Source organism: Citrobacter sp. Cf136, from assembly GCF_030333815.1.
GTDB classification, from domain to species: domain Bacteria; phylum Pseudomonadota; class Gammaproteobacteria; order Enterobacterales; family Enterobacteriaceae; genus Citrobacter; species Citrobacter freundii.
In genome coordinates this window covers 1,004,295-1,030,675 of record NZ_JAOWFE010000032.1, presented here as the reverse complement: position 1 = coordinate 1,030,675, position 26,381 = coordinate 1,004,295, and the positions used below count along the sequence as shown (strand labels likewise).

Sequence of the window (26,381 nt, the reverse complement as noted above, 5' to 3'; positions counted from 1 at the left end):
ATGACGTTTTTTTGGCAAAAAAATGGCGCTACCGATGTAGCGCCATTGCGTAGAGGGAACATCAGGGATTAGTTAACCCCTTCCTCGCTCTCTTTTTTCGCTTCTTGTCTTTCAACTTCGCGATACCAACGTGGGTGATGTTTCTTCGCCCAGCGACGGCTCACCTTCCCTTCAACCATGCCTTTAATCGAACCTTTCACCCAGAATGCCATATACATATGGATGAGGATGGCGTGCATCAGGATAATCCCCGCCGCCGCATGGATCAGCAGGCTATAGCGCACGACCTGCATTGGGAAGAACTGTGCAAAGTATGGACGCCAGATAATAATACCGGTAATCAGCAGCACGAAAATCATGCTCATGATCGACCAGAACATCATTTTCTGCCCAGCGTTGTACTTGCCCACATCCGCCACTTTGTGTTCATTGCCTTTCAGCACTTCCACAATGTTTTTCAGCCACGGAATATCTTTTTTATCCGGGATGTTGTGGTGCACAAAGCGCACAAACATGAACATTAGCGCGACGAAGATCAGTATGCCGAAGAACGGGTGCAAAATGCGTCCCATCTGCGGCGTACCGAAGGTTTGCGTCAGCCATTGCAGAGTCGGGAAGAAGAACGAAATCCCCGACAGCGCCACCAGGAAGAAGCAGATCACCACCGTCCAGTGACAGGCGCGGTCGATAAACTTCGTGCGCACAATCATTTTCGACTTACTCATGATGATCCTCCTCGTCGTCGTCCACTTCCTTATTCGGACCGATACCAATGTAGTGGTAAATCAGCCCGGCGAAGGTGGCGATAAATCCGGCAGCGGCCAGCGGTTTCAGCGCCCCTTTCCACAGATTGATAGAGGTATCGATCTGCGGATCTTTCGGCAGGCCGTGATACAGCTCCGGCTGGTTGGCATGATGCAGAACGTACATAACGTGCGTACCACCCACACCTTCCGGGTTGTAGAGACCGGCGTGTTCGAAACCGCGTGCTTTCAGTTTTGCCACACGCTGTTCGCCCATTTCCAGCATTTCCTGCTTGGTGCCGAAATGTATTGCCCCGGTCGGACAGGTCTTCACGCAGGCAGGTTCCTGCCCGACGCTGACCCGGTCGACACACAGCGTACATTTATACACGCGGTTATCCTCTTTATTGAGGCGCGGAATATTAAATGGACACCCGGCAATACAGTAGCCGCAGCCAATACAGTGTTCTGACTGGAAATCGACAATCCCGTTGGCGTACTGGATGATTGCCCCGGCAGACGGGCATGCCTTCAGGCAGCCCGGATCTTCACAGTGCATACAGCCGTCTTTACGAATCAGCCATTCCAGCTTGCCGTTCTGTTCGGTTTCGGTAAACCGCATCACCGTCCAGGACTTGGCGCTGAGATCGGCGGGGTTGTCATACACCCCGACGCAGTGGCCAACTTCATCGCGGATATCGTTCCACTCTGAGCATGCCACCTGACAGGCCTTGCAGCCTATACAGGTGGAAACGTCGATCAGCTTCGCGACCTCGGCTTTGTAATCACGGGCCTGAGGTGGCGGCGTGATGGAGTTTGTTGCGGACCGTTTGATGATGTCCTGCGTTTCCATAGACATATGTTCGCCTCCCTTACGCCTTCTCGATGTTAACTAAAAACGCTTTGTATTCCGGCGTTTGCGAGTTTGCATCACCGACATTCGGCGTCAGGGTGTTGGCGATAAAGCCTTTACGCGCGACTCCTTCAAAGCCCCAGTGGATTGGGATCCCAACCGTTTCAACCTGCTGACCGTTGACGTTCAGGGTGCGCAGACGACGGGTCACCACGGCAACTGCGCGAATAAATCCACGTTTACTGCTAACTTTCACGTGATCGCCGTTGTTGATCCCTTTCGCTGCCGCCAGCGTTTCGCTGATTTCCACAAACTGCTCTGGCTGGGCAATCGCATTCAGCAATGCGTGCTTGGTCCAGGTATGGAAATGTTCGGTCAGACGATAGGTCGTCCCGACGTACGGGAAGTCCTGTTTCGTGCCCATACGGAGTTTATCCGCCTCGTACAGACGCGCTGCCGGGTTGGAGATCACATTCGGGTGCAGCGGGTTAGTACCCAGCGGCGTTTCCATCGGCTCGTAGTGTTCCGGGAACGGACCTTCCGCCATCTTATCGATAGCAAACAGACGCCCCAGCCCTTCCGGCTGCATGATAAATGGATTGGTGCCACTGCCCGGTGCCGCGGTATTGAAGTCCGGGATATCGTTACCCGTCCACTTCGTACCGTTCCACTGGATAAGCATGCGTTTTGGATCCCACGGTTTACCCTGTGGATCCGCCGAAGCGCGGTTATACAGCACGCGACGGTTCAGCGGCCATGCCCAGGCCCAGCCCAGCGTATTACCCAGACCTGACGGATCGGCGTTATCGCGATTGGCCATCTGGTTGCCCTGCTCGGTCCAGCTACCGGTATAAATCCAGCAGGATGATGACGTAGAACCATCATCGCGCAGCAACGCAAAGCTGTTGAGCAACTGACCTTTCTTCGCAACCAGTACACCGTTGGCATCATAGAGATCTTCCAGCGCATAGCCGTTGTTCTCTTTCGCCACTTCCTCTGAGTGCGGTTCGTCCGGCTGCTTATAGTTCCAGCTCATTTTCAGAACGGGTTCTACAGCTTTACCGCCTTCAGTGCGATACATGTCTCGCAGACGGTGGTAAATACCGGCCAGAATTTCGCCGTCGTTGCGGGCTTCGCCCGGTGCGTCCTGACCTTTCCAGTGCCACTGTAACCAGCGTCCGGAGTTGGCGATGGAGCCGTCCTCTTCCGCAAAGCAGGTAGAAGGCAAACGGAAGACTTCGGTCTGAATCGACGCAGGATCAACGTCGTTTGACTCGCCGTGGTTCTGCCAGAACGTTGAGGTTTCGGTCACCAGCGGATCGATAACCACCAGATACTTCAGTTTGCTGAGGCTCTGCACCACTTTGTTTTTGTCCGGGAAGGACGCAACAGGGTTAAAGCCCTGACAGATGTAGCCGGTGACTTTTCCGCTATCCATCATGTTGAAGTATTTGATGACGTCGTAGGACTGATCCCACTTCGGCAGCCACTCAAAGCCCCAGTCGTTTTCTTTCTGTGCAGCATTGCCGTAGAAAGATTTCATCAAGCTGACGAAGAACTTCGGATAGTTGCCCCAGTAGTTAACCTGATCGGCCAATGTCGCTTTTGGCGTGTTCGCGGCCAGATAGGTTTGCAGATCTGTCTGTTTCTCTGACGGCAGCGTCAGGTAGCCCGGCAGGCTGGTAGAGAGCAGACCTAAGTCGGTTAACCCTTGAATGTTGGAGTGACCGCGCAAGGCGTTGACACCGCCACCTGCCATCCCCATGTTGCCGAGCAGCAACTGGATCATCGCCATGGTGCGGATGTTCTGTGCCCCGACGGTATGCTGAGTCCAACCCAACGCATACAGGAACGTGGTGGTGCGATCGGCTGCGCTGGTGGAAGCCAGCACTTCGCAGACTTTCAGGAAGTCTTCTTTCGGCGTACCACAAATGTTTTCCACCACATCCGGCGTGTAGCGGGAAACGTGCTGTTTTAGCAGGTTCCAGACACAGCGAGGATGGCTTAACGTTTCATCGCGTTTCGCGTAGCCGTTTTCATCGAACTGGTAGTTCCAGGACGATTTATCATATTGGCGTTTGTTTGCGTCATAACCGCTGAACAGACCGTCTTCGAAAGCAAAGTCATCCCGCACCAGCAGGCTGGCGTTGGTGTAATGCTTAACGTATTCAGCGTTGATTTTGTTGTTTTCAATCAGGTACAGCAAGACGCCGGACAGGAACGTAATGTCCGTGCCGGAACGAATTGGCGCATAGATATCCGCCACCGAAGCTGTACGTGTAAAACGAGGGTCAACAACAATCAGCGTGGCATCATTGTTGTTTTTTGCTTCCATCGCCCAGCGGAATCCCACCGGATGTGCTTCAGCGGCGTTACCGCCCATCACCATCACGACGTTAGCGTTTTTAATATCAACCCAGTGGTTGGTCATCGCACCGCGACCAAATGTTGGAGCAAGACTTGCTACCGTTGGTCCGTGTCAGACGCGCGCCTGGTTGTCTACTGCCAGCATGCCGAGTGAGCGCACAAATTTTTGCGTCAGCATACCGGTTTCATTACTTGCCGCAGATGCACACAGCATCCCGGTTGAAAGCCAGCGGTTTACCGTTACGCCCTGCTCATTCTTCTCAATAAAGTTGGCGTCACGGTCAGTTTTCATCAGCTTCGCGATACGGGTGAATGCTTCATCCCAGCTGATACGCTGCCATTTGTCGGAACCAGGGGCGCGATATTCCGGGTAACGCAGACGGTTTTCACTGTGCACGTAATCCAGTAATCCAGCGCCCTTAGGACATAATGCCCCGCGGCTCACCGGATGATCCGGATCCCCTTCAATATGGTAAATCGACTCTTTGGCGTTTTTTGCTCCATCTCCCAGGCTATACATTAATAGCCCGCAACCTACGGAACAGTATGTGCAGGTGTTTCGGATCTCTTTGGCGCGTAACAGCTTATAGTTTCGCGCCTGAGCCAGTGCCATTTTGGGTGCAAAACCCAAAGCGGCCACTGTAGTTCCCGCCATACCGCCCGCGCAGATTTTAAAAAATTGTCTGCGGCTGACGTCCATTGCTTTCCTCTTTTTTGCAGGGGTTCGTACAGGAAATCTCTCAAATTGCGCCAGCGCGGCAGTCTGAAAGATGCCATGTACAACTTCGCGACGAAACTATCAGCTATATCCATATTTTTTTTGCGTCAAATCAATAACGAAACGGTTCCGCTACTAAATAGTGCACTTTGTTTAACTCTTGTACCCATAAGGGAGTATGGGAAAGGCAATTAATTAGCGCGCTACGGTATAAAAGTGCTATAAATTTCAGCTTAAATTTTTGCCAGTACCATGGACAGACAATCAGAATGACAAAACAAAAGGCAACGTTAATTGGGCTCATTGCCATCGTGCTCTGGAGCACGATGGTCGGACTCATGCGTGGGGTAAGTGAAGGACTGGGTCCTGCGGGCGGCGCAGCAATGATTTTTTCCTTAAGTGGTCTGTTGCTGATATTTACCGTCGGCTTTCCGAATATCAGAAAAATTCCTGTGCGTTATTTAATCGCTGGTAGCGTGCTTTTTGTTACCTATGAAATATGTTTAGCGCTGGCTCTCGGTTATGCGGCTACTCGTCACCAGGCTATTGAAGTCGGTATGGTCAATTATCTCTGGCCAAGTTTGACAATATTGTTTGCTATTTTATTTAATGGTCAAAAAACAACCTGGTTGGTAATCCCTGGATTAATTATCGCGTTGACCGGGGTTTGTTGGGTATTGGGTGGTGAAAACGGTCTTAACCTTGATGAAATTATCAGCAATGTTGCCAGCAGTCCGCTGAGCTATTTTCTCGCCTTTCTCGGCGCTTTTATCTGGGCAACGTATTGCACGGTGACCAATAAATATGCAAAAGGCTTTAACGGCATCACCGTGTTCGTTTTACTAACAGCCGCAAGTTTGTGGATTTACTATTTTATGACTCCGCAACCAGAAATGATTTTCAGCACTTCGGTGACTATTAAAATGTTCTCAGCGGCATTAACGTTAGGATTTGCCTATGCGGCGTGGAATATTGGCATTTTGCATGGCAACGTGACCATCATGGCCGTAGGATCCTATTTTACCCCTGTGCTCTCTTCTGCACTGGCTGCTGTGTTACTCAGTGCACCGCTTTCGCTATCTTTCTGGCAGGGCGCACTGATGGTCTGCGCGGGTTCGCTACTTTGTTGGCTGGCAACGCGCCGCGCCTGAAAAAAAACCGGGTTTTATCACAAACAAATAAAACCCGGCTATACTTTAGACAAATTGGTGAATAATAATTGTTCATTCCACTTGCGATTTATGTTTGTATTTGTTTAATTAAATGTTAAATATATGGTAATTAGTTAACACGCGAAAATATTATGCGGTTATCTATATCCCTTCATATGCATATATTACACATGCGGAACTAACGCCATTTAAATCATAGCCCTGACAATAGTCCCCTACGTAAATATACCCATTCAGATTTGTCACATATAAAGATTAATACAATCAACCATATTATGTAGATCTGGATCACACAACTTCAAATATTTCGCAATATTATGAAACTTATTATTGAACTTATACCACTGCGTCATTTAAAAATAGTTTGCCATTGACGAACCCCTTCGTTTAGCAATGGTTTAGGAAACACACCAAGAAAAAATTATAAGGATTATTTAGAATGAAACTTAAATTAGTTGCAGTGGCAGTGACTAGCCTGTTGGCGGCAGGTGCGGTAAACGCAGCTGAGGTATATAACAAAGACGCAAACAAACTGGATATCTACGGAAAAGTTCACGCTCAGCACTACTTCTCTGACGACAACGGCAGCGATGGCGACAAAACCTACGCGCGTCTGGGCTTCAAAGGTGAAACTCAGATCAATGACCAGCTGGTTGGTTTTGGTCAGTGGGAATATGAATTCAAAGGCAACCGTTCTGAATCCCAGGGCTCTGAAGCAGACAAAACTCGTCTGGCATTCGCTGGTCTGAAATTCGCTGAATACGGTTCTTTCGACTACGGTCGTAACTACGGCGTGGCCTACGACATCGGCGCATGGACCGACGTCCTGCCTGAGTTCGGTGGTGATACCTGGACCCAGACTGACGTATTCATGACTGGCCGTACTACTGGCGTTGCAACCTACCGTAACACCGATTTCTTCGGTCTGGTTGAAGGTCTGAACTTTGCTGCTCAGTACCAGGGCAAAAACGACCGTTCTGACGTCAAAGAAGCTAACGGCGACGGTTTTGGTCTGTCTTCTACTTACGAGTATGAAGGCTTCGGCATTGGTGCAACCTATGCGAAATCTGACCGTACTGATTCTCAGAACAACCACATCGGTCAGTTCAAAGCTGACGGTAAAAACGCTGAAGTTTGGGCTGCTGGCCTGAAATATGATGCGAACAACATCTACCTGGCAACCACCTACTCCGAAACCCGCAACATGACCACCTATGGTTCTAAAGTTAACGGTATCGCAGATAAAGCACAGAACTTTGAAGTTGTTGCTCAGTACCAGTTCGACTTCGGTCTGCGTCCGTCCGTTGCTTACCTGAAATCCAAAGGTAAAGACATCAACGGTTACGGCGACCAGGATCTGGTTGAATACGTAGACCTGGGTGCTACCTACTACTTCAACAAAAACATGTCCACCTTCGTTGATTACAAAATCAACCTGCTGGATGACAATGCCTTCACCAATGCTGCCGGTGTAAGCACTGACAACATCGTTGCTGTTGGTCTGAACTACCAGTTCTAATTTTGTTGTAGTCTGAATACAAAGCCAGTCCTTTAAGGGCTGGCTTTTTCTCTTGATGTAGACTCGGTCATAAGGAGTATGCCGTGCAGACATTCACTGGTCGTTGTCTTTGCGGACAGAGTCATTTTACCGTTGACGTTGAAATGCTGGATGTCTATGCCTGCCACTGTACGCTGTGTCAGAAATGGTCAGGCGGCATCGCCATGTATCTGGAAGCCAGCGCTCACCCGCTGATGTCACCAGAATCGGCAGAACCTTCGCACTTTCCTTCCTCAAATCGTGGTGAACGGTTCTTCTGTTCCGGCTGCGGATGCCCACTGTGGTTTACGTTGACGGACAGCGATCGCTACTTTATTCCGTGGACACTTCTGGAACTTAATGAGGTAGATCGCCGCCGCCTGATATTAGCGGCAGAAATCTATACGGAAACACAGCCTGCGTTCTGGAGATTGACGGGGCAATACGCTCGACTGAGTGGGAAAGAAGTCGAAGAGATGGATTACCCCTGTCATTTAGCTCACTAGTTATTAACGTTGTACCTTTGCCAGACTGAACCACATTCCTATCGCTAATACGATAAGCATGCTGCCGGCGCTGCTTAAGGCCACGCTATGTGACCAGGTGAACGCTTCTCTGGCAGCCGTCAGCAATGCCTCACTCAGTGACGACGGGAGCGAGTGTGCCAGTTGTACCGCCTCCCCCATTGACGATGAGGCACGTTCCATTTCCTGCGGATTAAGTCCGGCTGGCGGCAGAATCGATGCAGAAAAGCTACGGCTCAACAGCAAACCAAAGATAGCGATCCCAAGTCCGGCTCCCAGTTCATAAGCCATTGTCTCGATGGCACCCGCGGCCGCGGCTTTTTCCGCAGGTGCTGCTGCCATGATAGCCGCTGTTGAAGCCAGAAGCGCACTGGCGGCGCTGAAGCCGAGCAAAGCCATCAAAATCCAGGCTTGTACCTGTTGGCTACTGAAATCCGTCATCGCAAGGCCGTAAAAGCTAACAGCGCTCAGCGCCATACCCGCAGTCGCCACACAACGTAATCCCAGACGTGAAACCAACATACCGGCAATCGGTCCGCTGAAACCACTTGCCAGCATCACCGGCAGCATGAACACCCCTGCCTGATACGGTGTTAAGCCGTGGACAAACTGTAGTTCCTGAGCCATCAGTAACTCGAAACCCACCAGCGTTATCATCGCGGTCATCGCCATCACTACGCCACTTAAGATTATGCGATGCGTGAACAACCGCATATCAATCATCGGGCGGGCTGCCGCAAGCTGGATGCGGACAAACTGCGACAACAGCAAAGCGCCGGTTAACAGCGTCAGGGCGATGGCAACGATCGCCGTATGCCCTTTAAGCGCGGTTTTGGCGCTGTAAACCAGCAGCAGAATGGCAACAATCAGCATTATCGCATGACCAAAATTTAACGATTGATCGCGACGTCCAGCCTGACGCGGCACTAAGCGTGCGGTTAAGGCCATTACCACCAGGACAATCGGTACATTAATTAAGAATACTGATCCCCAGTAGAAGTGCTCCAATAGCATCCCGCCAACCAGTGGGCCAAACGCCGCACCGCCGGAACCAACCGCGGCCCAGACGCCGAGCGCCATATTACGATGCCGTTGCTCAGCGAAAGTGGCGCGAATCCCCGCAAGCGTTGCCGGCACAATCATCGCCGCGCCAATCGCCAACACGGCCCGGGTGGCAATCAACCAACTGGCGCTGTGGGCAAAGGCGGCGGCCAGCGATGCCAGACCAAACAAGCCTCCACCTAACAGCAGCAAGCGTTTAAAGCCAATGCGATCGCCCAGCGCCCCCATGGGCAACACCATACCGGCCATTACCAGGGAATAAATATCAATGATCCACAGCAGCTCGTTACCACTGGCACCCAGCGTCATACTCAGCGTGGGCGCGGCAACGTGCAGCACCGTTGCATCAATCGCAACAGGGATGTAGACCAGCACAATAATCACTAACGTTAACCACTGACGAAACATAAAACTCCCTTCAAAACTGAAACTGGACACACGTCCAGGTTCGGCGATCCTACGGAAATTTGAACGTATGTCCAACTTTTTGTTAGACTGCGTGCTAAACGGATATGGGAGGAACGATGAGCTATCTAAATCGGGATGAACGTCGGGAAGTGATTCTGCAGGCGGCAATGCGCGTCGCGCTTGAGGAAGGATTTACCGCCATGACGGTGCGGCGTATTGCCACGGAAGCTCAGGTGTCAACCGGCCAGGTGCATCATCACTTTACGTCTGCCGGCGAGTTAAAATCCCTCGCTTTTGTGCAACTGATCCGTACTCTTCTGGATGCCGAACTGGTCAGCGCAAACGCCAGCTTCCGTGAACGGCTGCATGCCATGCTGGGCAGCGAAGATGGCGGGTTCGAACCCTATATAAAACTATGGCGTGAAGCGCAGGTTCTGGCGGATAAAGATCCGGAAATCAAAAGCGCTTACCTGCTGACCATGCGGATGTGGCACGAAGAAACCGCCGCTATCATCTCTCAGGGACAGAAAGCCGGTGAGTTTTCTTCACGCCCGGATGCTGCCGATGTGGCCTGGCGTTTAATTGCGTTGGTATGCGGTCTGGATGGCATCTATGTATTAGGCATTGAGGAAATGGCCGATCCTGCATTCGAACGCCACCTGGATCGTATGATTACGTTAGAGTTAGTTAATTGATGTTATAGATGAATTAATAATACATCTTTTATATTTACAATTGGTAACACTTAAGCAACGTGTAATTCCCTCATCACGCCGCGTTATTGCGCTTTTTTATCTATTCTTTCAGTCAATATTCCCAAAACTTTTCAATAGTTTCTAAAAGAACTCGCGCGGCGCTGTATGCGTTTATTTCTTTTTCATGAACGGCATGTGCATGGAGAATAATATGTCAGCATCAAATGAGAAAAATAATCGTTATCTTTTAACTGACTGGAAACCCGAAAATCCTGCCTTTTGGGAAAACAAAGGTAAGCACATTGCCCGAAGAAACCTCTGGATATCAGTGAGTTGCTTGCTGCTTGCGTTTTGCGTCTGGATGTTGTTCAGCGCTGTTGCTGTCAATCTGAATAAAATTGGTTTTAATTTTACCACCGATCAACTGTTTTTATTAACGGCATTACCTTCTCTTTCTGGTGCAATATTGCGCGTTCCCTACTCCTTTATGGTACCTATATTTGGGGGGCGCCGTTGGACCATTTTTAGCACCGTCATTCTGGTTATTCCCTGCGTCTGGCTCGGTTTTGCCGTGCAAAATACCGCTACTCCGTTTGGCGTATTTATTATCATTGCGCTGATGTGTGGGTTTGCTGGCGCTAACTTTGCCTCCAGCATGGGCAATATCAGTTTTTTCTTCCCCAAAGCGAAGCAAGGCAGCGCACTAGGCATTAACGGTGGCCTCGGCAACCTCGGTGTCAGCGTGATGCAGTTGATCGCGCCGCTGGTGATCTTTCTCCCCATTTTTACCTTCCTGGGCGTGCAGGGCGTACCACAAGCTGACGGATCGTTACTGTCACTGGCCAATGCCGCATGGATTTGGGTGCCGCTACTGCTGATAGCGACCGTGGCAGCGGGCATAGGAATGAACGACATTGCCAGTTCGAAGGCCTCAATTGCCTCCCAGCTACCGGTCCTCAAGCGTTTTCATTTGTGGTTATTAAGTCTGCTGTATCTCGCCACCTTCGGTTCGTTTATCGGTTTTTCAGCAGGCTTTGCCATGCTGGCGAAAACACAGTTCCCTGACGTGAATATTCTGCAACTGGCGTTCTTCGGGCCCTTCATCGGTGCGCTTGCGCGATCGGCGGGCGGTGTTATCTCTGACAAGTTTGGTGGTGTTCGTGTCACCTTAATTAACTTCATCTTTATGGCACTGTTCAGCGCCCTGCTGTTTCTCACTTTGCCCGGCTCGGGCGAAGGAAGCTTTATCGCGTTTTACCTGGTGTTTATGGGCTTGTTCCTGACCGCGGGTCTGGGCAGCGGTTCGACCTTCCAGATGATTGCGGTGATCTTTCGCAAAATCACCATTTACCGGGTGAAGCTGCACGGTGGTACTGATGAACAGGCCCAGCGTGAGGCGGTAACCGATACCGCCGCCGCCCTAGGATTTATCTCTGCAATTGGCGCTGTCGGGGGCTTCTTTATCCCGAAAGCGTTTGGTTCATCGCTGGCGCTGACCGGATCTCCGGTAGGTGCCATGAAAATATTCCTTGTGTTCTACATCGTCTGCGTGCTGGTGACCTGGCTGGTTTACGGCCGTAAATCACAAAAAAAATAGTCATCTTTTGGCCTGTGTAGGCAACGTTATTCGAAGCAGGAGTTATGTCATGAGTAAACTGTTAGACCGCTTTCGCTACTTTAAACAAAAGGGCGATACGTTTGCCGAGGGGCATGGGCAAGTAATGCACACCAACCGGGACTGGGAAGACAGCTATCGTCAGCGCTGGCAGTTCGATAAAATTGTGCGATCTACCCACGGCGTTAACTGTACCGGCTCATGCAGCTGGAAAATCTACGTCAAAAACGGGCTGGTAACCTGGGAAACTCAGCAAACCGACTACCCGCGTACCCGCCCTGACCTGCCAAATCATGAGCCCCGTGGCTGCCCACGCGGCGCAAGTTACTCTTGGTATCTCTACAGCGCCAACCGCCTGAAATATCCACTGGTGCGTAAACGCTTAATCGAATTGTGGCGCGACGCCCTGTCCCGCCAGCCCGATCCGGTGCTGGCCTGGGAATCCATTATGAACGACCCGCAAAAATGCCAGAGCTACAAGCAGGTACGTGGGCGCGGTGGGTTTATCCGTTCCAACTGGAAAGAACTTAATCAACTGATTGCTGCTGCCAACGTCTGGACGGTGAAAACCTACGGCCCGGATCGTGTGGCCGGATTCTCGCCCATCCCCGCAATGTCGATGGTCTCCTATGCCGCAGGTACGCGTTATCTCTCGCTACTGGGCGGAACCTGTCTGAGCTTCTATGACTGGTACTGCGACTTACCGCCAGCGTCACCGATGACCTGGGGCGAGCAGACTGACGTTCCTGAATCCGCCGACTGGTATAACTCCAGCTATATCATCGCCTGGGGCTCTAACGTGCCGCAGACCCGTACCCCGGACGCACACTTTTTTACTGAAGTACGCTACAAAGGCACCAAGACGATTGCCATTACGCCAGACTACTCGGAAGTCGCCAAACTGTGCGACCAGTGGCTGGCACCGAAACAAGGGACAGACAGCGCGCTGGCAATGGCGATGGGCCACGTCATCCTGAAAGAGTTCCATCTCGACAATCCCAGCGATTATTTCCTCAATTACTGTCGTCGCTATACCGATATGCCGATGCTGGTGCTGCTGGATGCCCGCGAAGATGGTAGCTACGTGCCTGGACGCATGATGCGCGCCTCAGACCTTGTTGATGGTCTCGGCGAAAGCAACAATCCAGAGTGGAAAACGGTGGCTTTCAACCGCGAAGGTGAACTGGTTGTCCCGAATGGATCCATCGGTTTTCGCTGGGGCGAGAAAGGCAAATGGAACCTGGAACCCCTGGCGGCTGGCGCTGAAACTGAACTTTCCCTCTCGCTGCTTGGTCAGCATGATGACGTGACCGGCGTGGCATTCCCCTATTTTGGCGGCAACGAAAACCCACATTTTCGCAGTGTAAAACAAGAACCAGTGCTGGTCCGTCAACTACCAGTAAAATATCTTACCCTCGCTGACGGTAGCCGTTGCCCGGTGGTGAGCGTCTATGATCTGGTGCTGGCGAATTACGGCCTCGACCGTGGTCTGGATGATGTTCATAGCGCACAAGATTACAGCGAAGTAAAAGCCTACACCCCGGCCTGGGGTGAGCAAATTACCGGCGTGCCACGCCGTCATATCGAACAAATCGCCCGTGAGTTTGCCGATACCGCGCACAAAACGCATGGCCGTTCGATGATCATCCTCGGGGCTGGCGTTAACCACTGGTATCACATGGACATGAACTACCGCGGGATGATTAACATCCTGGTGTTCTGTGGTTGCGTGGGACAAAGCGGCGGCGGCTGGGCGCACTATGTGGGTCAGGAGAAACTGCGTCCGCAAACCGGTTGGTTGCCGCTGGCCTTTGCCCTGGACTGGAACCGCCCACCGCGTCAGATGAACAGCACCTCGTTTTTCTACAACCACTCCAGTCAGTGGCGTTATGAAAAACTCACCGCGCAAGAACTCCTCTCTCCGCTGGCCGATGCGTCGAAGTTTAGCGGACATTTGATTGACTTTAACGTACGTGCTGAACGAATGGGCTGGCTGCCCTCTGCGCCGCAGCTTAACCTTAACCCATTGACCGTCAAAGCGAAGGCAGAACAAGCTGGGTTATCTCCTGCGCAATACACTGCCCAAGCGCTGAAGTCGGGTGATATTCGTTTTGCCTGCGAGCAGCCAGATAGCGGCAAAAACCACCCACGCAACCTCTTCGTCTGGCGCTCTAACCTGCTCGGTTCCTCAGGTAAAGGGCATGAATACATGCTCAAGTATTTACTGGGTACCGAAAGCGGGATCCAGGGGGAAGCGCTCGGTTCAAGTGAGGGTATTAAACCTGAAGAGGTTGAATGGCAGTCCGCGGCGATAGAGGGCAAGCTCGATCTGCTGGTCACGCTCGATTTCCGTATGTCCAGCACCTGTTTGTTCTCCGATATCGTTTTGCCAACCGCTACCTGGTATGAAAAAGACGATATGAACACTTCGGATATGCATCCGTTTATTCACCCGTTGTCCGCGGCGGTCGACCCGGCATGGGAATCGAAGAGTGACTGGGAAATTTATAAAGGCATCGCCAAAGTGTTCTCCGAGGTATGTGTCGGACACCTTGGACAAGAAACGGATGTGGTGTTGCAACCACTGCAACACGACTCTCCGGCAGAGCTGGCGCAGCCGTTTGACATTCTGGACTGGCGCAAAGGCGAATGCGATCTCCTTCCGGGGAGAACGGCACCAAATATCGCCGTTGTGGAACGTGACTACCCCGCTACCTACGAACGCTTTACTTCACTCGGTCCGCTCATGGACAAGCTAGGTAACGGTGGGAAAGGCATTGCGTGGAATACCCAGGCGGAAGTCGATTTCCTCGGCAAGCTGAACTACACCAAACGCGAAGGCCCGGCAAAAGGCCGACCGCTGATTGACACCGCGCTGGATGCCTCTGAGGTGATCCTCGCCCTGGCGCCGGAAACCAACGGTCAGGTGGCGGTGAAAGCCTGGGAAGCGCTGGGGGCGATGACCGGACGCGACCATACGCATCTGGCGTTGAACAAAGAAGACGAAAAGATTCGTTTTCGCGATATCCAGGCGCAGCCGCGCAAAATCATCTCCAGCCCTACCTGGTCCGGCCTTGAAAGCGAACATGTCTCCTATAACGCAGGCTATACCAACGTCCACGAGTTGATCCCATGGCGTACCCTGTCCGGTCGCCAGCAGCTGTACCAGGATCACGCGTGGATGCGAGCGTTCGGTGAAAGCCTGGTGGCGTATCGTCCGCCTATCGATACTCGCAGCGTCAGTGAAATGCGCGAAGTTCCGCCTAACGGCTTCCCGGAAAAAGCCCTCAACTTCCTGACGCCGCACCAGAAATGGGGGATCCACTCTACCTACAGTGAAAACCTGCTGATGCTGACGCTTTCGCGCGGCGGCCCAATTGTCTGGATCAGCGAGACCGATGCCAAAGAACTGGGCATTGAGGATAACGACTGGATTGAAGCCTTCAACGCCAACGGTGCGCTCACCGCGCGTGCAGTGGTGAGTCAACGCGTGCCACCGGGAATGACCATGATGTATCACGCTCAGGAGCGAATCATGAATATCCCTGGCTCGGAAGTCACCGGGATGCGTGGCGGGATCCATAACTCGGTCACCCGCGTCTGCCCGAAACCCACGCACATGATTGGCGGCTATGCGCAACTGGCATACAGCTTCAACTATTACGGGACGGTCGGCTCTAACCGCGATGAGTTCATCATGATTAGAAAAATGAAAAACATTAACTGGCTGGATGATGAAGGTCGCGATCAGGTACAGGAGGCGAAAAAATGAAAATACGCTCACAGGTAGGCATGGTTCTTAATCTGGATAAGTGCATCGGCTGCCACACCTGCTCCGTCACCTGTAAAAACGTCTGGACCGGGCGTGAAGGGATGGAATATGCGTGGTTTAACAACGTCGAGACTAAACCGGGGATTGGTTATCCGAAAAACTGGGAAGATCAGGAAGAGTGGCAAGGCGGCTGGGTTCGCGATGTCAACGGCAAGATAAGACCGCGTCTGGGCGGTAAGATGGGCGTGATCACCAAAATTTTCGCCAACCCGGTGATCCCGCAAATCGATGATTACTATGAACCGTTTACCTACGATTATCAGCATCTGCATAGCGCGCCGGAGAGCAAGAATCAGCCCACCGCGCGTCCGCGTTCGCTGATAGATGGTAAACGGATGGACAAGATTATCTGGGGTCCAAACTGGGAAGAACTGCTTGGCGGCGAATTTTCAAAACGTGCCCGCGACCGTAACTTCGAGAAGATGCAAAAGGAGATGTACGGTCAGTTCGAAAACACCTTCATGATGTATTTACCGCGCCTGTGCGAGCACTGTCTGAACCCAAGCTGTGTCGCCACCTGCCCGAGCGGTGCTATCTATAAGCGTGAAGAAGACGGCATTGTGCTGATCGACCAGGACAAATGTCGCGGTTGGCGCTTGTGCATCAGCGGCTGTCCGTACAAAAAAATCTACTTTAACTGGAAGAGCGGTAAGTCAGAGAAGTGCATTTTCTGCTACCCGCGTATTGAGTCCGGCCAGCCGACGGTGTGTTCAGAAACCTGCGTTGGGCGTATCCGTTATCTCGGGGTATTGCTGTACGACGCCGACCGTATCGAGGAAGCAGCGAGCACCGAGCATGAAACCGATCTCTACGAGCGTCAGTGCGATGTGTTCCTCAACCCGAACGATCCGGCGGTGATTGAAGAGGCGCTAAAACAAGGTATTCCACACAACGTCATCGAAGCAGCTCAGCGCTCGCCGGTTTACAAAATGGCGATGGACTGGAAGCTGGCGCTACCGCTGCACCCGGAGTATCGCACCCTGCCGATGGTCTGGTATGTGCCGCCATTGTCACCGATTCAGTCGGTCGCCGACGCGGGCGGACTGCCGCACAATGGCAACATTTTGCCTGCGGTTGAGTCGCTGCGAATTCCGGTTCAGTACCTCGCCAATATGCTCAGTGCGGGTGATACCGGTCCGGTGCTGAGGGCGCTCAAACGGATGATGGCCATGCGCCACTATATGCGTGCGCAAACCGTAGAAGGCGTCACGGACACCCGCGCGATTGAGGAAGTGGGTCTGAGCGTTGAGCAGGTCGAGGAGATGTATCGTTATCTGGCCATCGCCAACTATGAAGACCGCTTTGTGATCCCGACCAGTCACCGCGAAATGGCGCGTGATGCCTTCCCGGAGAAAAACGGCTGCGGATTTACCTTCGGCGACGGTTGTCATGGTTCCGACACCAAATTCAACCTGTTCAACAGCAGCCGTATTGATGCCATCGACATCACCGAAGTGCGCGATAAAGCGGAGGGTGAATAATGCAAATCCTGAAGGTTATCGGCCTGCTGATGGAGTACCCCGACGAGCTGCTATGGGAGTGTAAAGACGACGCGCTGGCGCTTGTGGCCAGCGATGCCCCCATGCTTAGTGATTTTAGCCAGGAGCTGCTCAATGCGCCGTTACTGGATAAACAAGCCGAATGGTGCGAAATCTTTGACCGGGGTCGGGCCACCTCTCTGCTGCTGTTTGAGCATGTGCACGCCGAGTCCCGTGACCGGGGCCAGGCGATGGTTGATTTGTTGGCGCAGTATGAAAAGGTCGGGCTGCAGCTAAACTGTCGCGAACTGCCGGATCACCTGCCTTTATATCTTGAGTACTTAAGCGTGTTACCGGAAGCGGAAGCCAAAGAAGGACTGCAGAACGTCGCACCGATTCTGGCGTTGCTTGGCGGGCGCTTAAAACAGCGCGATACGCCGTGGTATCAACTGTTTGATGCCCTGTTGCAGCTTGCCGGAAGCCCTCTTTCGAGTGACAGTGTCACTAAGCAGGTTGGCACGGAAACGCGCGACGATACCCGACAGGCGCTGGATGCAGTCTGGGAAGAGGAACAGGTGAAGTTTATCGAAGATAATGCCACCGCCTGTGACAGTTCACCGTTACAAAACTATCAACGACGCTTTAGCCAGGACGTGGCACCTCAGTATGTCGACGTCAGCGCGGGAGGCCCGAAATGATACAGTACCTGAACGTCTTTTTTTACGATATCTATCCGTACCTGTGCGGTACGGTGTTTATCCTCGGCAGTTGGCTCCGCTACGACTACGGGCAATACACCTGGCGCGCGTCTTCCAGCCAGATGCTGGACAAACGCGGCATGGTGTTGTGGTCAAACCTGTTCCACATCGGTATTCTGGGGATCTTTTTCGGGCACCTGTTTGGCATGTTAACGCCGCACTGGATGTATGCCTGGTTCCTGCCGATTGCGGTAAAGCAGCAGATGGCGATGATTGCCGGCGGACTTTGTGGCGTGCTCACACTGGTGGGTGGCGCTGGCCTGCTGGTGCGCCGGTTGACTAACCCGCGCATTCGCGCAACCTCCTCGACCGCCGATATTCTGATCCTCTGCGTTCTGCTGATTCAATGTATTCTCGGTTTAACCACTATCCCGTTCTCTGCACAGCACCCTGACGGCAGTGAAATGCTAAAACTGGTCGGTTGGGCGCAGTCGGTGGTGACCTTCCAGGGCGGTGCGTCTGCGCATCTGGATGGCGTGGCGTGGATTTTCCGTGTGCATCTGGTTCTGGGGATGACCATTTTTCTGCTGTTCCCGTTCACCCGACTGGTCCACGTGTGGAGTGCGCCGTTTGAGTACTTTACCCGCCGTTATCAGATAGTGCGTTCGCGTCGCTAATTTCCTCTGCTGCCCGGTAGCGCTAGCGCTTACCGGGCCTGGATCGCTATCCCGCTTTTTGTACGTTATGATGCTTCTCCATCCCAGGGAGAACGCTAATGAAACCACAGGTTTATCACGTCGATGCCTTTACTTCAGTACCCTTTCGCGGCAATTCAGCGGGAGTGGTGTTGCATGCTGACGGATTGAGCGAAGCACAGATGCAACTTATTGCTCGCGAGCTGCGTCATTCGGAAACCGCATTCCTGCTGACCAGTGACGACAGCGATGTTCGCATTCGTTATTTCACGCCGACGGTCGAAGTTCCTATCTGTGGACACGCTACCGTCGCCGCACATTATGTGCGCGCCAAGGTGCTGGGTCTGGGCAACAGCACCGTCTGGCAAACCTCGCTCGCCGGTCGTCATCGGGTCGATATTGAAGCGAGTGACAATGACTATCGCATTAGCCTTGAACAAGGCGTACCTGGATTCGAAGCTCCGCTGGAAGGTGCTGTACGTGCCGCGATAATCGATGCACTGCACCTGAGCGAAGACGATATGCTGCCCGGATTACCCATTCAGGTAGCCACCACCGGACACTCTAAAGTAATGATTGCGCTGAAGCCTGAGGTGGACCTCGACGCCCTTTCCCCGGATTTGCCTGCCCTGACCGCTATCAGCCAGCAAATTGGCTGTAACGGTTTCTTCCCTTTTCAAATTCGCAAGGGCGAAAACGCCACCGATGGCCGCATGTTCTCGCCTACTATTGGTATTGTGGAAGATCCGGTTACCGGCAATGCCAACGGTCCAATGGGCGCGTGGCTGGTTCAACATGGGTTGATGCCGCATGACGGGAAAACGCTACGTGTTCAGGGACATCAGGGCCGCGCGCTCGGGCGTGACGGTATTGTTGATGTGACGGTGGCTATCCGTGAAAACCTGCCGGAAAAAGTGACCATTACCGGTTCGGCAGTGATCCTGTTTCACGCCGAATGGGCGATAGATTTTTAATTGTTCCCGTAGGCCGGATAAGGCGATAACGCCGCATCCGGCATGACTTCCGATACCCCTATTTCCCTGCCTCCGGATGCGTATCAAACGCCGCCATGACCGTCGCCAGCTCATCTTCGGTAAACCCATGCTTCACGTCATCCACGCCCAGTCCAAACTGTTCCTGCAGCAAGGCATACAGGCTGGCGACATCGGGCAGATTAATCTGCTCTACCGCACGACCATCCTGATAACGGGTGAAATGAAAATTGGTCAACGTCAGCTTACCGCCGTCCGGAAGATGACGACACATCAGCAAATGATGACGAAAATGCGATTGTGGCCAGTGCGCGGACCAGAAATTGCCCATCAGGTAATCGCTCTGGTGCTGCACGACCAGGTCAAAACGGTACATTGATTGCCAGTGATCGTGATGGCGGAACTGCAGGATCCAATCGTCCCCCTCCTGAACCAGACGATATTCGCCGTGTGGCGTTTGCTGCTCAATATCGGCCTGCAGACGAATCGGCGCCGTCAGCGTTTGTCCGCCGAAGCCAACGTCGGCGATCCACTGCTCTCCCTGTAATTCAACCAGCAACAGACGATGCGTGCGCGGCGGCAGACTTGACGGATTTGCCAGTACCACACGACCGAGAAGGCTGCGTACGTTAAAACCGATTTCGCGTAGCGCGCGCTCAAACACTCCATTCTGTTCAAAGCAATAACCGCCACGACGCGCCGTCACCAGCTTCTCTTCCAGCGACAAATCGTCAAGCTGCATCTCTCTTGGCAGTAATACATCCAGGTTTTCAAACGGAATCGCGCCGTTGTGCAGTAAATGCAGCGCTTTTAAAGTTTCAATGTCGACGCTGGCCGAATCTGACCAGCCAATACGGGCAAAATAAGCGGTTAAAAAAGGCGTCATAGGGAGTTCCTGTTCGATTAATGCAGTACTTATAACGCATTTTTAATTTTACGCCGTCGATTTTGTGCGTTGTTCCTCCAGACGAGGCGACAAAATCGCTAATACCGTTAATATCTATATCTATTGTGGTGTGTTATCTCTCAGCCCAGGAGCATCCATGAGCCATTTCCGTTCAATCGAATTAAAACATGCCAGTCGGCTGCTTAACCACGGCCCTACGATACTGATCACCAGCCGGGATGAGCATACCGAGCGGCGCAATGTGATGGCGGCGGCATGGTCAATGCCGGTGGAATTTGAACCGCCGCGGATTGCAATTGTTGTTGATAAGACCGCCTGGTCGCGTGAACTGATTGAGCGTAGCGGCAAGTTCGGTATTGTTATTCCGGGCGTGGCTGCTACCAACTGGACTTACGCGGTGGGCAGCGTTTCCGGTCGCGTGGAAGATAAATTTAACTGCTACGGTATTCCGGTGGTAAAAGGTCCGGTGCTGGGATTACCGTTAATAGAAGCGAAATGTCTGGCCTGGATGGAGTGTCGTCTGCTGCCTGCAACGGCAGCACAGGAAAAATATGACACCCTGTTTGGGGAAGTGGTCTCGGCTGCCGCTGATGAGCGAGCTTTCGTGGAAGGACGCTGGCAGTTTGATGATGATAAACTCAATACCCTGCATCATCTTGGTGCCGGAACGTTTGTCACCAGCGGGAAACGCATAACAGCGGCTGAATAATACGGGCGCAATAATCGCCCGTTTTCTTTCACATGCTGTAGCCGGGTTTTTTAATCAGCCTCGTCATCTGTGGCGCAATTTCCGCATCCCACACGCTCTGCCACTCCCCTGGCTCAATTTCATTCAGCGCCACGCTCACTGAACTCTCTTTGCTTTGTAAATGACGAATAATGACTTCGGTAATATCCGCCGCCAACGCGGCCTTCTCTTCTTCGTTCAAATCGCGAGGAAAACATTTGATATCAACGTGCGGCATGACAGGTTCCTTATTGTTTTGGGATGCAGGTAACTTATGCGGACTCTCGTTCAACCAGGTGAAATCCGACATCAATAATATCGCCTTCACGTGGAATTTGTTCGATACGATCGAGGCGACGCGTTGTCCAATAGCCCGGCGATCGGCGGTCCATAGCAAACCATGACGACGATAACCTTTTTTCAGCAAATAGTCTGCCACCGCCTGCATCACTTTTTCCGCGGTCTTCGGGCGCACCAGCTGCGGGCTATTTAGCGCCCTGCTCACCCTCATGGGTGACAATCCCCAGTCTTTTGATTACGCCATTCTGTACGTCGGTTCGATGGGGCTGATTGGCCTGATTTCTTATCTGTTTATCGTGAGTCCATTGGATCGTATTACGCTGACCCCTTCTGTCGCGTAATTTAACCTTATGGCGATAGTTTGCCCGCTGTTCCGGGATTTGCACACCTGCGGAACAGCGTTTTTTTATTCAAATAATCTTATTGTTTTTCAGTACAGTACGTAGCCTCGGATGCTGACAAACTGCATCAGCGATAGCGCTAATATTCGGCGTGTTGTCCTGAAACCAGTCATGCCCTGGTCCCCAGGTGCGCATAACGGCAATATATACGTCCAGTAGTGTTAGCTGATCCCCGAATGCATACGGCTCGGCGTTTAGCTGATCGTTCAGCCACATATAGAGGGATTTACGGTACTCAATGCAGTTCTTTTTCAACTGCGCCGGGGCGTCCGGTACCCAGCGTTCTGGATAGTCGGCATAGGTAAACGTGGGATAGACATTTGCTACCAGCCATATCAACAGACGCTGAAACTGCTGGCGTTCGGCGTGTCCAACGGGTGGTGAAAGTTCAGGGCGACGATCGAGGATCATCAGCGCGATCGCCGCCGTTTCCGTCATCACACTGCCATTTTCCAGTACCAGTGTGGGCACCTGGCACAGCGGATTCAATTTTTTAAGTAGCTCCCGCTGAGGGCCGTCACTGTCAAAACCGTCGACATTAATAAAATGATAAGGGATCTCCGCCAGTGTGAGCATCACTTCACTGATGGCCGATCCCCAGCCCGGTACCCCATAGACTTTAATCATGCTGCAATCCCCAAAGTTAAAACCCTAAGTGTAGAGCAGCATTCGGCAACCTATGCAGACGTGATTATTACTTTCATAATAACAATGGTCGAATACCGGGGGAGAATAAGCAATGCGTTCCAGTATGTTTGAATATATGAACATTTTTGTACAGGTTGTTGAGCAAGGTGGATTTGCCAGAGCAGCAGACGTGTTACACCTGCACCGCCCTGCAGTGACCAAAGCTATCCAACATCTTGAAGACGATCTGGGAGCAAAGTTGCTTAACCGCACGACCCGTAAAGTGAGTCTGACAGAAGAAGGTGACGGTTTTTACCAACGCACAAAAATCCTGCTCAGTGACGTTGATGACATCATGGCTTCTTTCTCATCCACTCGCCCTCCGCGCGGAAAACTTAGAGTGAATGCCCCCCTGTCGCTGGCTCACTCGATATTAGTCCCGGCCCTGAACGATTTCCAGTCGCGCTACCCGGATATTGAGATTGTCCTCACCTCCACCGACCGCAGAATCGATCTGCTTGCCGAAGGTATCGACTGCATGATTCGCATTGGCGAGTTACAAGACTCTTCTCTGATTTCACGGCGGCTTGGTGAGGTAAAAATGGTGACATGCGCGTCCCCGAATTATTTGCAAAAACACGGCGTACCGCAGACGCCAGAGGATTTATCCCGACATCAGGCAATTAACTTTTTCAGTGAACGTCATCGTGAAGCACTGGAATGGTCTTTCGTCCGTGAGGGTGAAACCGTGTCGTTTATCCCTACAGGTCACATCAGCGTTGATAACTCCGACATCCTTTTGACAGGCTGTTTATCCGGACTCGGTATCATCCACGGTGTGCACGCGGTACTGGCCCCCTGGATCCAGTCGGGCCAGCTCGTAGAGGTGCTGGCCGATTATGCCGGGGAATCAAAACCCGTTTCCGTGCTCTACCCGGACAGGCGTCATCTTGCCCCCCGTGTCCGGGTGTTTATTGACTGGCTGTGTGCGCTTTTTACCGAGAAAAAATCGCGCCTACAGGGATTATTATAATCTGAGTAATAGTGAAGTTCCGCAACGGCGGTTTTTCACCCTCATCTGAGCCGTTAAATTGTGCAGACCCAATACAGAACAATTTACAGAGGTTTGCTATGTCTAAGGTCGTGGTTTTTAATCAACCAGGCGACGCTGACGTCCTGACAATCCAGGATATGCCAGTTTCTGCTCCGCGTGCGGATGAAGTTCAGATACGCGTACGCGCAATCGGCATTAACCGTGCGGAAATTATGTATCGTACCGGCCAGTATATTTACCAACCCAAATTCCCGGCACGTCTGGGATATGAGGCTTCTGGCGTTGTTGAATCCGTGGGAGACAACGTGCGTGAGTTTGCGCCCGGCGATAGCGTCAGCGTCATCCCGGCTTTCAGCTTCCATGAGTATGGTATGTACGGTGAAGTCGTCAATGCTCCAGCCCATGCTGTCGTCAAACATCCTGAGAATCTTAGCTTCGAGGAAGCCGCGGCGAGCTGGATGATGTATGTGACCGCTTTCGGTGCGCTGGTTGAATATGCGGATATTAAGCCTGGTGATAACGTGCTGATCAATGCTGCTTCCAGCAGCGTCGGACTGGCGGCAATTCAGATTGCTAACATGCGGGGAGCAAAACCGATTGCGATGACGCGCACCAGTGAGAAACGTGCCCAGCTTCTGCAACTTGGCGCGGCAGAGGTTATCGCCAGCCAGGAGCAGGATCTGGTGGCGGAGATTAACCGGATCACTGACGGCAAAGGTACCCGCGTGGTGTTCGATCCGGTCGGTGGCCCTGGCGTGGCAAAAATTGCCCAGGTGATGCCTGCCGGCGGACTCTTTTTCCAGTATGGCTCTCTTGATGCGCGTGATTTGTCGATTCCGGTAATTGAGATACTCGGTCGTCATCTGACCTTCCGCGGCTATGAGATTTTCGAAATCACCGCGGACGCAGAAAAACTTTCGCGGGCGAAACGGTTTATCTTTGAAGGATTACAGTCCGGCCAACTCAAGCCGCTGATTGATAAAACCTTTGCCTTTGATGATATCGTTGAAGCACATCAATACATGGAAGCCAACGGTCAGGTGGGCAAAATCGTCGTCACCATGTAATCCTTGTGCGGCACAGTCTTGTGCCGCAATGTAACTCAAAGCACTTTCGGGTGCGCGTGTGATGTGGATGATTCAGCACCTAATATTGTACGTTAATGCTATTTTATGACCATCAAGAAATGAGTAAAATTACCGTTTCTGATTGCCGGAAAAGTGTCTGAATGCGGCATATCTGGAAGGGGTTGCACCCTATCGCATCTATACGGGGTCAGTTTGGATATCGGAAATTATTGTTAAGGTTGTTTTTTAACCACTCAGATGTGAGAAAACCGCTCTCTGAGCGGGTTCTCGTATCTTGATGGGCGATGCTGAGAGCGCCTCTCAAACGATCTTAAGAAGATCCTTCTGAATCTTTGACCGTAATAGTATAGGTTTTATCGAACTCTCCTGATTTTGAAAACATTCCGCCACCTAAGCCCCCATGTACTCGCACTTTAGCTATGCCTGCTTTTGTTGGTGTCCCTCTAATCTGGATACAATTATTGAATTCATTATCATCACAATACTGTAGGTGAAGCCCTAAATTATCTGGATGAATATCTCCAGCAATAGCTTGTTTACCATAAAGATCATAAGAAAGAACTACCCCACCAAATATATTAATTTGGTTATAATAGGGAATGCCAACAGTTGCATCATTAAGTACCTCCCTTTCTGGAGTGAATTCTGCCTGCAACGAACAGGCAGATAGTAATAATAAAGGCAGAACCAAAAAAAAATTTCCCCATTTTATTTCAATGGCTTGAAAGCCATCCCTCCAAAAAACCTGTTGATAAAAAATTGCAAATCTTTTTTTGGTTTTATCCAGTTTTTTTCCTTTCCCCAAGAAAACAATTCCAAACTAATATATCCATTAGGATCTTGCATGACTGAACCATTCCAAACAACCCAGTGTGTAGGTAATGTTGTTTTATTTGTACTATTTACAAGAAGTCCATCATTTATCAATGTTACGACTTTATAATCTTGCTCAATATATTTATTTAAATCTCTGATTCCCTGAACACCCGCCTGAGTAATACCGACATTACTAAAGACCATTTTATAGCCGACCTTTTCAAACCATTCTGCCAAAATTTGCCAAATTGTGATACCAGCAACTGGAGAATCAAGAGTATCAAAGCTCAGCATTGTATTCTCTGAATCCCTGAGTCCAGCAAGCGTCATCCAGTCTGTACCGACTATCTTCGGTCTGCCGTCATCATAGTAAAATACACCTGTAGGATGCCGACAGCCTTTACCTGGCGAAATTATTAAATTACCTATTTTAGTTTTTCCGTATCGCCAGAGTTCACGGGCAGCTTGCGCATACACATCAGGGCGATCCTTTTGCAGGCAGTAAAAAAATGCAGCAGGTCCACATACACTTGCAGCTATTTGATTAGGGAAATCAAATCCGTTAAATCTTTCTTCTATTTGACGTTCTACTAATTTTTTATCAAAAGGATCCCTGGAATTACCAATAGGATATTCTTTCGCTATAAATGGTCGCTCCTCGCGGGTTATAGTAACTAGTTTCGTTTCGCCCCCCTGACTATCAGGTTTAGGTGTGCCTGCCGATTCAAAATAACAGAGATTTTCACGTTTCGCCTCAGAGCACGCCTTACCTGTACTAAATTCTGCAAGCGTATACATCTTTGTGAAAGGTTTTGGAGTAACACTGTGGGTATGCAGCATCGTCTTACGATAAAGCGTCATTTCCATAATGTAGATAGTTGATAGAGGCTCGTTTATATCTTCAGACATATGTATCTGAGTTTGGTGGTTATCCTTAAATTTCTGCTGTCTCACATCTATCAAATAATATTTATTTCTGTCGGTATCCATACGATAAATACATAGATCATATAATAAAGAGTCTGCGGGAACATTAGAGCGAATGCTGGTGCTAAGCGGGTAAACAGCCATA

22 protein-coding genes and 2 pseudogenes are annotated in these 26,381 nt (G+C 51.4%); 14 read left to right on the top strand and 10 right to left on the bottom strand.

All coding sequences use genetic code 11. From position 1 onward, the window contains the following. Positions 1–68: 68 nt before the first annotated feature. Genes fdnI through fdnG form a run of 3 tightly spaced genes read right to left on the bottom strand, consistent with a single transcriptional unit; the run spans position 69 to position 4,663 of the window. Positions 69–725 carry a formate dehydrogenase-N subunit gamma gene (gene fdnI, locus OGV98_RS09325; protein ID WP_003020054.1) on the bottom strand — a complete coding sequence of 219 codons (657 nt, stop codon included), beginning with the start codon at positions 723–725 and terminating at the stop codon, positions 69–71. Beyond that, positions 718–1,602, bottom strand: coding sequence for a formate dehydrogenase N subunit beta (fdnH, locus tag OGV98_RS09320; RefSeq protein ID WP_003833024.1), 885 nt, complete (start codon positions 1,600–1,602; stop codon positions 718–720). Before fdnH ends, fdnI begins: the two co-directional genes overlap by 8 nt. Before the next feature lie 13 nt (positions 1,603–1,615). Continuing rightward, complete coding sequence (gene fdnG, locus OGV98_RS09315; RefSeq protein ID WP_096890184.1) at positions 1,616–4,663, bottom strand: formate dehydrogenase-N subunit alpha; 3,048 nt, start codon at positions 4,661–4,663, stop codon at positions 1,616–1,618. 287 nt (positions 4,664–4,950) lie between these two features. Between fdnG and yddG the strand changes: the two genes are divergently transcribed. The 3 genes from yddG (at position 4,951) to OGV98_RS09300 (ending at position 7,896) form a co-directional block, all read left to right on the top strand. Beyond that, a complete protein-coding gene (gene yddG / locus OGV98_RS09310) occupies positions 4,951–5,832 on the top strand; it encodes an aromatic amino acid efflux DMT transporter YddG (RefSeq protein ID WP_003020082.1) in 882 nt (293 codons plus the stop codon). A 460-nt stretch (positions 5,833–6,292) separates the two neighbouring features. Further along, positions 6,293–7,372 carry a porin OmpD gene (ompD, locus tag OGV98_RS09305; RefSeq protein ID WP_177711997.1) on the top strand — a complete coding sequence of 360 codons (1,080 nt, stop codon included), beginning with the start codon at positions 6,293–6,295 and terminating at the stop codon, positions 7,370–7,372. Between the two features lie 83 nt (positions 7,373–7,455). Next, complete coding sequence (locus OGV98_RS09300; protein WP_003833032.1) at positions 7,456–7,896, top strand: GFA family protein; 441 nt, start codon at positions 7,456–7,458, stop codon at positions 7,894–7,896. Between the two features lie 3 nt (positions 7,897–7,899). Here OGV98_RS09300 and OGV98_RS09295 read toward each other — a convergent pair whose 3' ends face one another. Beyond that, entirely contained in the window at positions 7,900–9,384 is a 1,485-nt protein-coding gene (locus OGV98_RS09295; RefSeq protein ID WP_202581307.1) for an MFS transporter, read from the bottom strand. A gap of 116 nt (positions 9,385–9,500) precedes the next feature. Between OGV98_RS09295 and OGV98_RS09290 the strand changes: the two genes are divergently transcribed. The 7 genes from OGV98_RS09290 to OGV98_RS09260 all read left to right on the top strand — a co-directional run bounded on the left by OGV98_RS09290 (position 9,501) and on the right by OGV98_RS09260 (position 19,371). After that, entirely contained in the window at positions 9,501–10,079 is a 579-nt protein-coding gene (locus OGV98_RS09290; protein WP_003020094.1) for a TetR family transcriptional regulator, read from the top strand. 211 nt (positions 10,080–10,290) lie between these two features. Beyond that, on the top strand, positions 10,291–11,676 hold the full coding sequence (locus OGV98_RS09285; RefSeq protein ID WP_138828545.1) for a NarK family nitrate/nitrite MFS transporter: 1,386 nt from the start codon (positions 10,291–10,293) through the stop codon (positions 11,674–11,676). Positions 11,677–11,725: 49 nt separating this feature from the next. Further along, complete coding sequence (locus tag OGV98_RS09280) at positions 11,726–15,466, top strand: nitrate reductase subunit alpha (RefSeq protein WP_138828546.1); 3,741 nt, start codon at positions 11,726–11,728, stop codon at positions 15,464–15,466. Next, positions 15,463–17,007, top strand: coding sequence for a nitrate reductase subunit beta (narH, locus tag OGV98_RS09275; RefSeq protein WP_003020103.1), 1,545 nt, complete (start codon positions 15,463–15,465; stop codon positions 17,005–17,007). The genes OGV98_RS09280 and narH overlap by 4 nt, the downstream gene beginning before the upstream one ends. Then, positions 17,007–17,702, top strand: coding sequence for a nitrate reductase molybdenum cofactor assembly chaperone (narW, locus tag OGV98_RS09270; RefSeq protein ID WP_003843701.1), 696 nt, complete (start codon positions 17,007–17,009; stop codon positions 17,700–17,702). Before narH ends, narW begins: the two co-directional genes overlap by 1 nt. Beyond that, positions 17,699–18,379, top strand: a complete 681-nt coding sequence (gene narI, locus OGV98_RS09265) for a respiratory nitrate reductase subunit gamma (RefSeq protein ID WP_003020109.1) — start codon at positions 17,699–17,701, stop codon at positions 18,377–18,379. The genes narW and narI overlap by 4 nt, the downstream gene beginning before the upstream one ends. Before the next feature lie 98 nt (positions 18,380–18,477). Further along, positions 18,478–19,371 (top strand): PhzF family isomerase, encoded by an 894-nt coding sequence (locus OGV98_RS09260; protein ID WP_138828547.1) that lies wholly within the window; start codon positions 18,478–18,480, stop codon positions 19,369–19,371. Positions 19,372–19,429: 58 nt separating this feature from the next. Here OGV98_RS09260 and nhoA read toward each other — a convergent pair whose 3' ends face one another. Then, positions 19,430–20,275, bottom strand: a complete 846-nt coding sequence (gene nhoA, locus OGV98_RS09255) for an N-hydroxyarylamine O-acetyltransferase (RefSeq protein ID WP_003843702.1) — start codon at positions 20,273–20,275, stop codon at positions 19,430–19,432. A gap of 157 nt (positions 20,276–20,432) precedes the next feature. On the opposite strand from nhoA, the gene OGV98_RS09250 reads away from it, so the two are divergent. Beyond that, entirely contained in the window at positions 20,433–21,005 is a 573-nt protein-coding gene (locus OGV98_RS09250) for a flavin reductase family protein (RefSeq protein ID WP_003020117.1), read from the top strand. Positions 21,006–21,033: 28 nt separating this feature from the next. Here OGV98_RS09250 and pptA read toward each other — a convergent pair whose 3' ends face one another. Both pptA and OGV98_RS09240 read right to left on the bottom strand, forming a co-directional pair. After that, on the bottom strand, positions 21,034–21,261 hold the full coding sequence (gene pptA / locus OGV98_RS09245; RefSeq protein WP_003843703.1) for a tautomerase PptA: 228 nt from the start codon (positions 21,259–21,261) through the stop codon (positions 21,034–21,036). A 198-nt stretch (positions 21,262–21,459) separates the two neighbouring features. Beyond that, a pseudogene (locus OGV98_RS09240) lies at positions 21,460–21,543 on the bottom strand (hypothetical protein); the annotation flags it as partial. On the opposite strand from OGV98_RS09240, the pseudogene OGV98_RS09235 reads away from it, so the two are divergent. Further along, positions 21,542–21,664, top strand: a pseudogene (locus OGV98_RS09235) (glucarate transporter); the annotation flags it as partial. The pseudogenes OGV98_RS09240 and OGV98_RS09235 sit on opposite strands and share 2 nt — an antisense overlap. A gap of 69 nt (positions 21,665–21,733) precedes the next feature. On the opposite strand, the gene OGV98_RS09230 reads toward OGV98_RS09235, so the two are convergent. After that, the gene (locus OGV98_RS09230; RefSeq protein ID WP_003843705.1) at positions 21,734–22,351 is read right to left on the bottom strand and encodes a glutathione S-transferase family protein; all 618 of its coding nucleotides are present in this window, start codon (positions 22,349–22,351) and stop codon (positions 21,734–21,736) included. A 112-nt stretch (positions 22,352–22,463) separates the two neighbouring features. Between OGV98_RS09230 and OGV98_RS09225 the strand changes: the two genes are divergently transcribed. Both OGV98_RS09225 and OGV98_RS09220 read left to right on the top strand, forming a co-directional pair. After that, positions 22,464–23,384: a LysR family transcriptional regulator gene (locus tag OGV98_RS09225; RefSeq protein WP_003843706.1), complete on the top strand. Its 921-nt coding sequence runs from the start codon at positions 22,464–22,466 to the stop codon at positions 23,382–23,384. Between the two features lie 98 nt (positions 23,385–23,482). Beyond that, on the top strand, positions 23,483–24,472 hold the full coding sequence (locus OGV98_RS09220; RefSeq protein ID WP_171862716.1) for a zinc-dependent alcohol dehydrogenase family protein: 990 nt from the start codon (positions 23,483–23,485) through the stop codon (positions 24,470–24,472). Between the two features lie 331 nt (positions 24,473–24,803). On the opposite strand, the gene OGV98_RS09215 is transcribed toward OGV98_RS09220, so the two are convergent. Together OGV98_RS09215 and OGV98_RS09210 are read right to left on the bottom strand one after the other, a co-directional pair. Then, complete coding sequence (locus OGV98_RS09215; RefSeq protein WP_174500878.1) at positions 24,804–25,184, bottom strand: hypothetical protein; 381 nt, start codon at positions 25,182–25,184, stop codon at positions 24,804–24,806. A 17-nt stretch (positions 25,185–25,201) separates the two neighbouring features. Then, on the bottom strand, positions 25,202–26,380 hold the full coding sequence (locus OGV98_RS09210; RefSeq protein ID WP_096890391.1) for a hypothetical protein: 1,179 nt from the start codon (positions 26,378–26,380) through the stop codon (positions 25,202–25,204). Between the last annotated feature and the right edge of the window lies 1 nt (position 26,381).

Excerpts from the sequence above, each read along its gene's own strand:
- OGV98_RS09285 (WP_138828545.1), top strand. The coding sequence starts at position 10,291 with ATGTCAGCATCAAATGAGAAAAATAATCGTTATCTTTTAACTGACTGG.
- OGV98_RS09210 (WP_096890391.1), bottom strand. The coding sequence starts at position 26,380 with ATGGCTGTTTACCCGCTTAGCACCAGCATTCGCTCTAATGTTCCCGCA.
- narW (WP_003843701.1), top strand. The coding sequence starts at position 17,007 with ATGCAAATCCTGAAGGTTATCGGCCTGCTGATGGAGTACCCCGACGAG.
- narI (WP_003020109.1), top strand. The coding sequence starts at position 17,699 with ATGATACAGTACCTGAACGTCTTTTTTTACGATATCTATCCGTACCTG.
- narH (WP_003020103.1), top strand. The coding sequence starts at position 15,463 with ATGAAAATACGCTCACAGGTAGGCATGGTTCTTAATCTGGATAAGTGC.
- OGV98_RS09280 (WP_138828546.1), top strand. The coding sequence starts at position 11,726 with ATGAGTAAACTGTTAGACCGCTTTCGCTACTTTAAACAAAAGGGCGAT.
- OGV98_RS09260 (WP_138828547.1), top strand. The coding sequence starts at position 18,478 with ATGAAACCACAGGTTTATCACGTCGATGCCTTTACTTCAGTACCCTTT.
- OGV98_RS09230 (WP_003843705.1), bottom strand. The coding sequence starts at position 22,351 with ATGATTAAAGTCTATGGGGTACCGGGCTGGGGATCGGCCATCAGTGAA.
- yddG (WP_003020082.1), top strand. The coding sequence starts at position 4,951 with ATGACAAAACAAAAGGCAACGTTAATTGGGCTCATTGCCATCGTGCTC.
- pptA (WP_003843703.1), bottom strand. The coding sequence starts at position 21,261 with ATGCCGCACGTTGATATCAAATGTTTTCCTCGCGATTTGAACGAAGAA.
- nhoA (WP_003843702.1), bottom strand. The coding sequence starts at position 20,275 with ATGACGCCTTTTTTAACCGCTTATTTTGCCCGTATTGGCTGGTCAGAT.
- OGV98_RS09295 (WP_202581307.1), bottom strand. The coding sequence starts at position 9,384 with ATGTTTCGTCAGTGGTTAACGTTAGTGATTATTGTGCTGGTCTACATC.
- OGV98_RS09225 (WP_003843706.1), top strand. The coding sequence starts at position 22,464 with ATGCGTTCCAGTATGTTTGAATATATGAACATTTTTGTACAGGTTGTT.
- OGV98_RS09250 (WP_003020117.1), top strand. The coding sequence starts at position 20,433 with ATGAGCCATTTCCGTTCAATCGAATTAAAACATGCCAGTCGGCTGCTT.
- fdnH (WP_003833024.1), bottom strand. The coding sequence starts at position 1,602 with ATGTCTATGGAAACGCAGGACATCATCAAACGGTCCGCAACAAACTCC.
- fdnI (WP_003020054.1), bottom strand. The coding sequence starts at position 725 with ATGAGTAAGTCGAAAATGATTGTGCGCACGAAGTTTATCGACCGCGCC.
- OGV98_RS09220 (WP_171862716.1), top strand. The coding sequence starts at position 23,483 with ATGTCTAAGGTCGTGGTTTTTAATCAACCAGGCGACGCTGACGTCCTG.
- OGV98_RS09290 (WP_003020094.1), top strand. The coding sequence starts at position 9,501 with ATGAGCTATCTAAATCGGGATGAACGTCGGGAAGTGATTCTGCAGGCG.
- ompD (WP_177711997.1), top strand. The coding sequence starts at position 6,293 with ATGAAACTTAAATTAGTTGCAGTGGCAGTGACTAGCCTGTTGGCGGCA.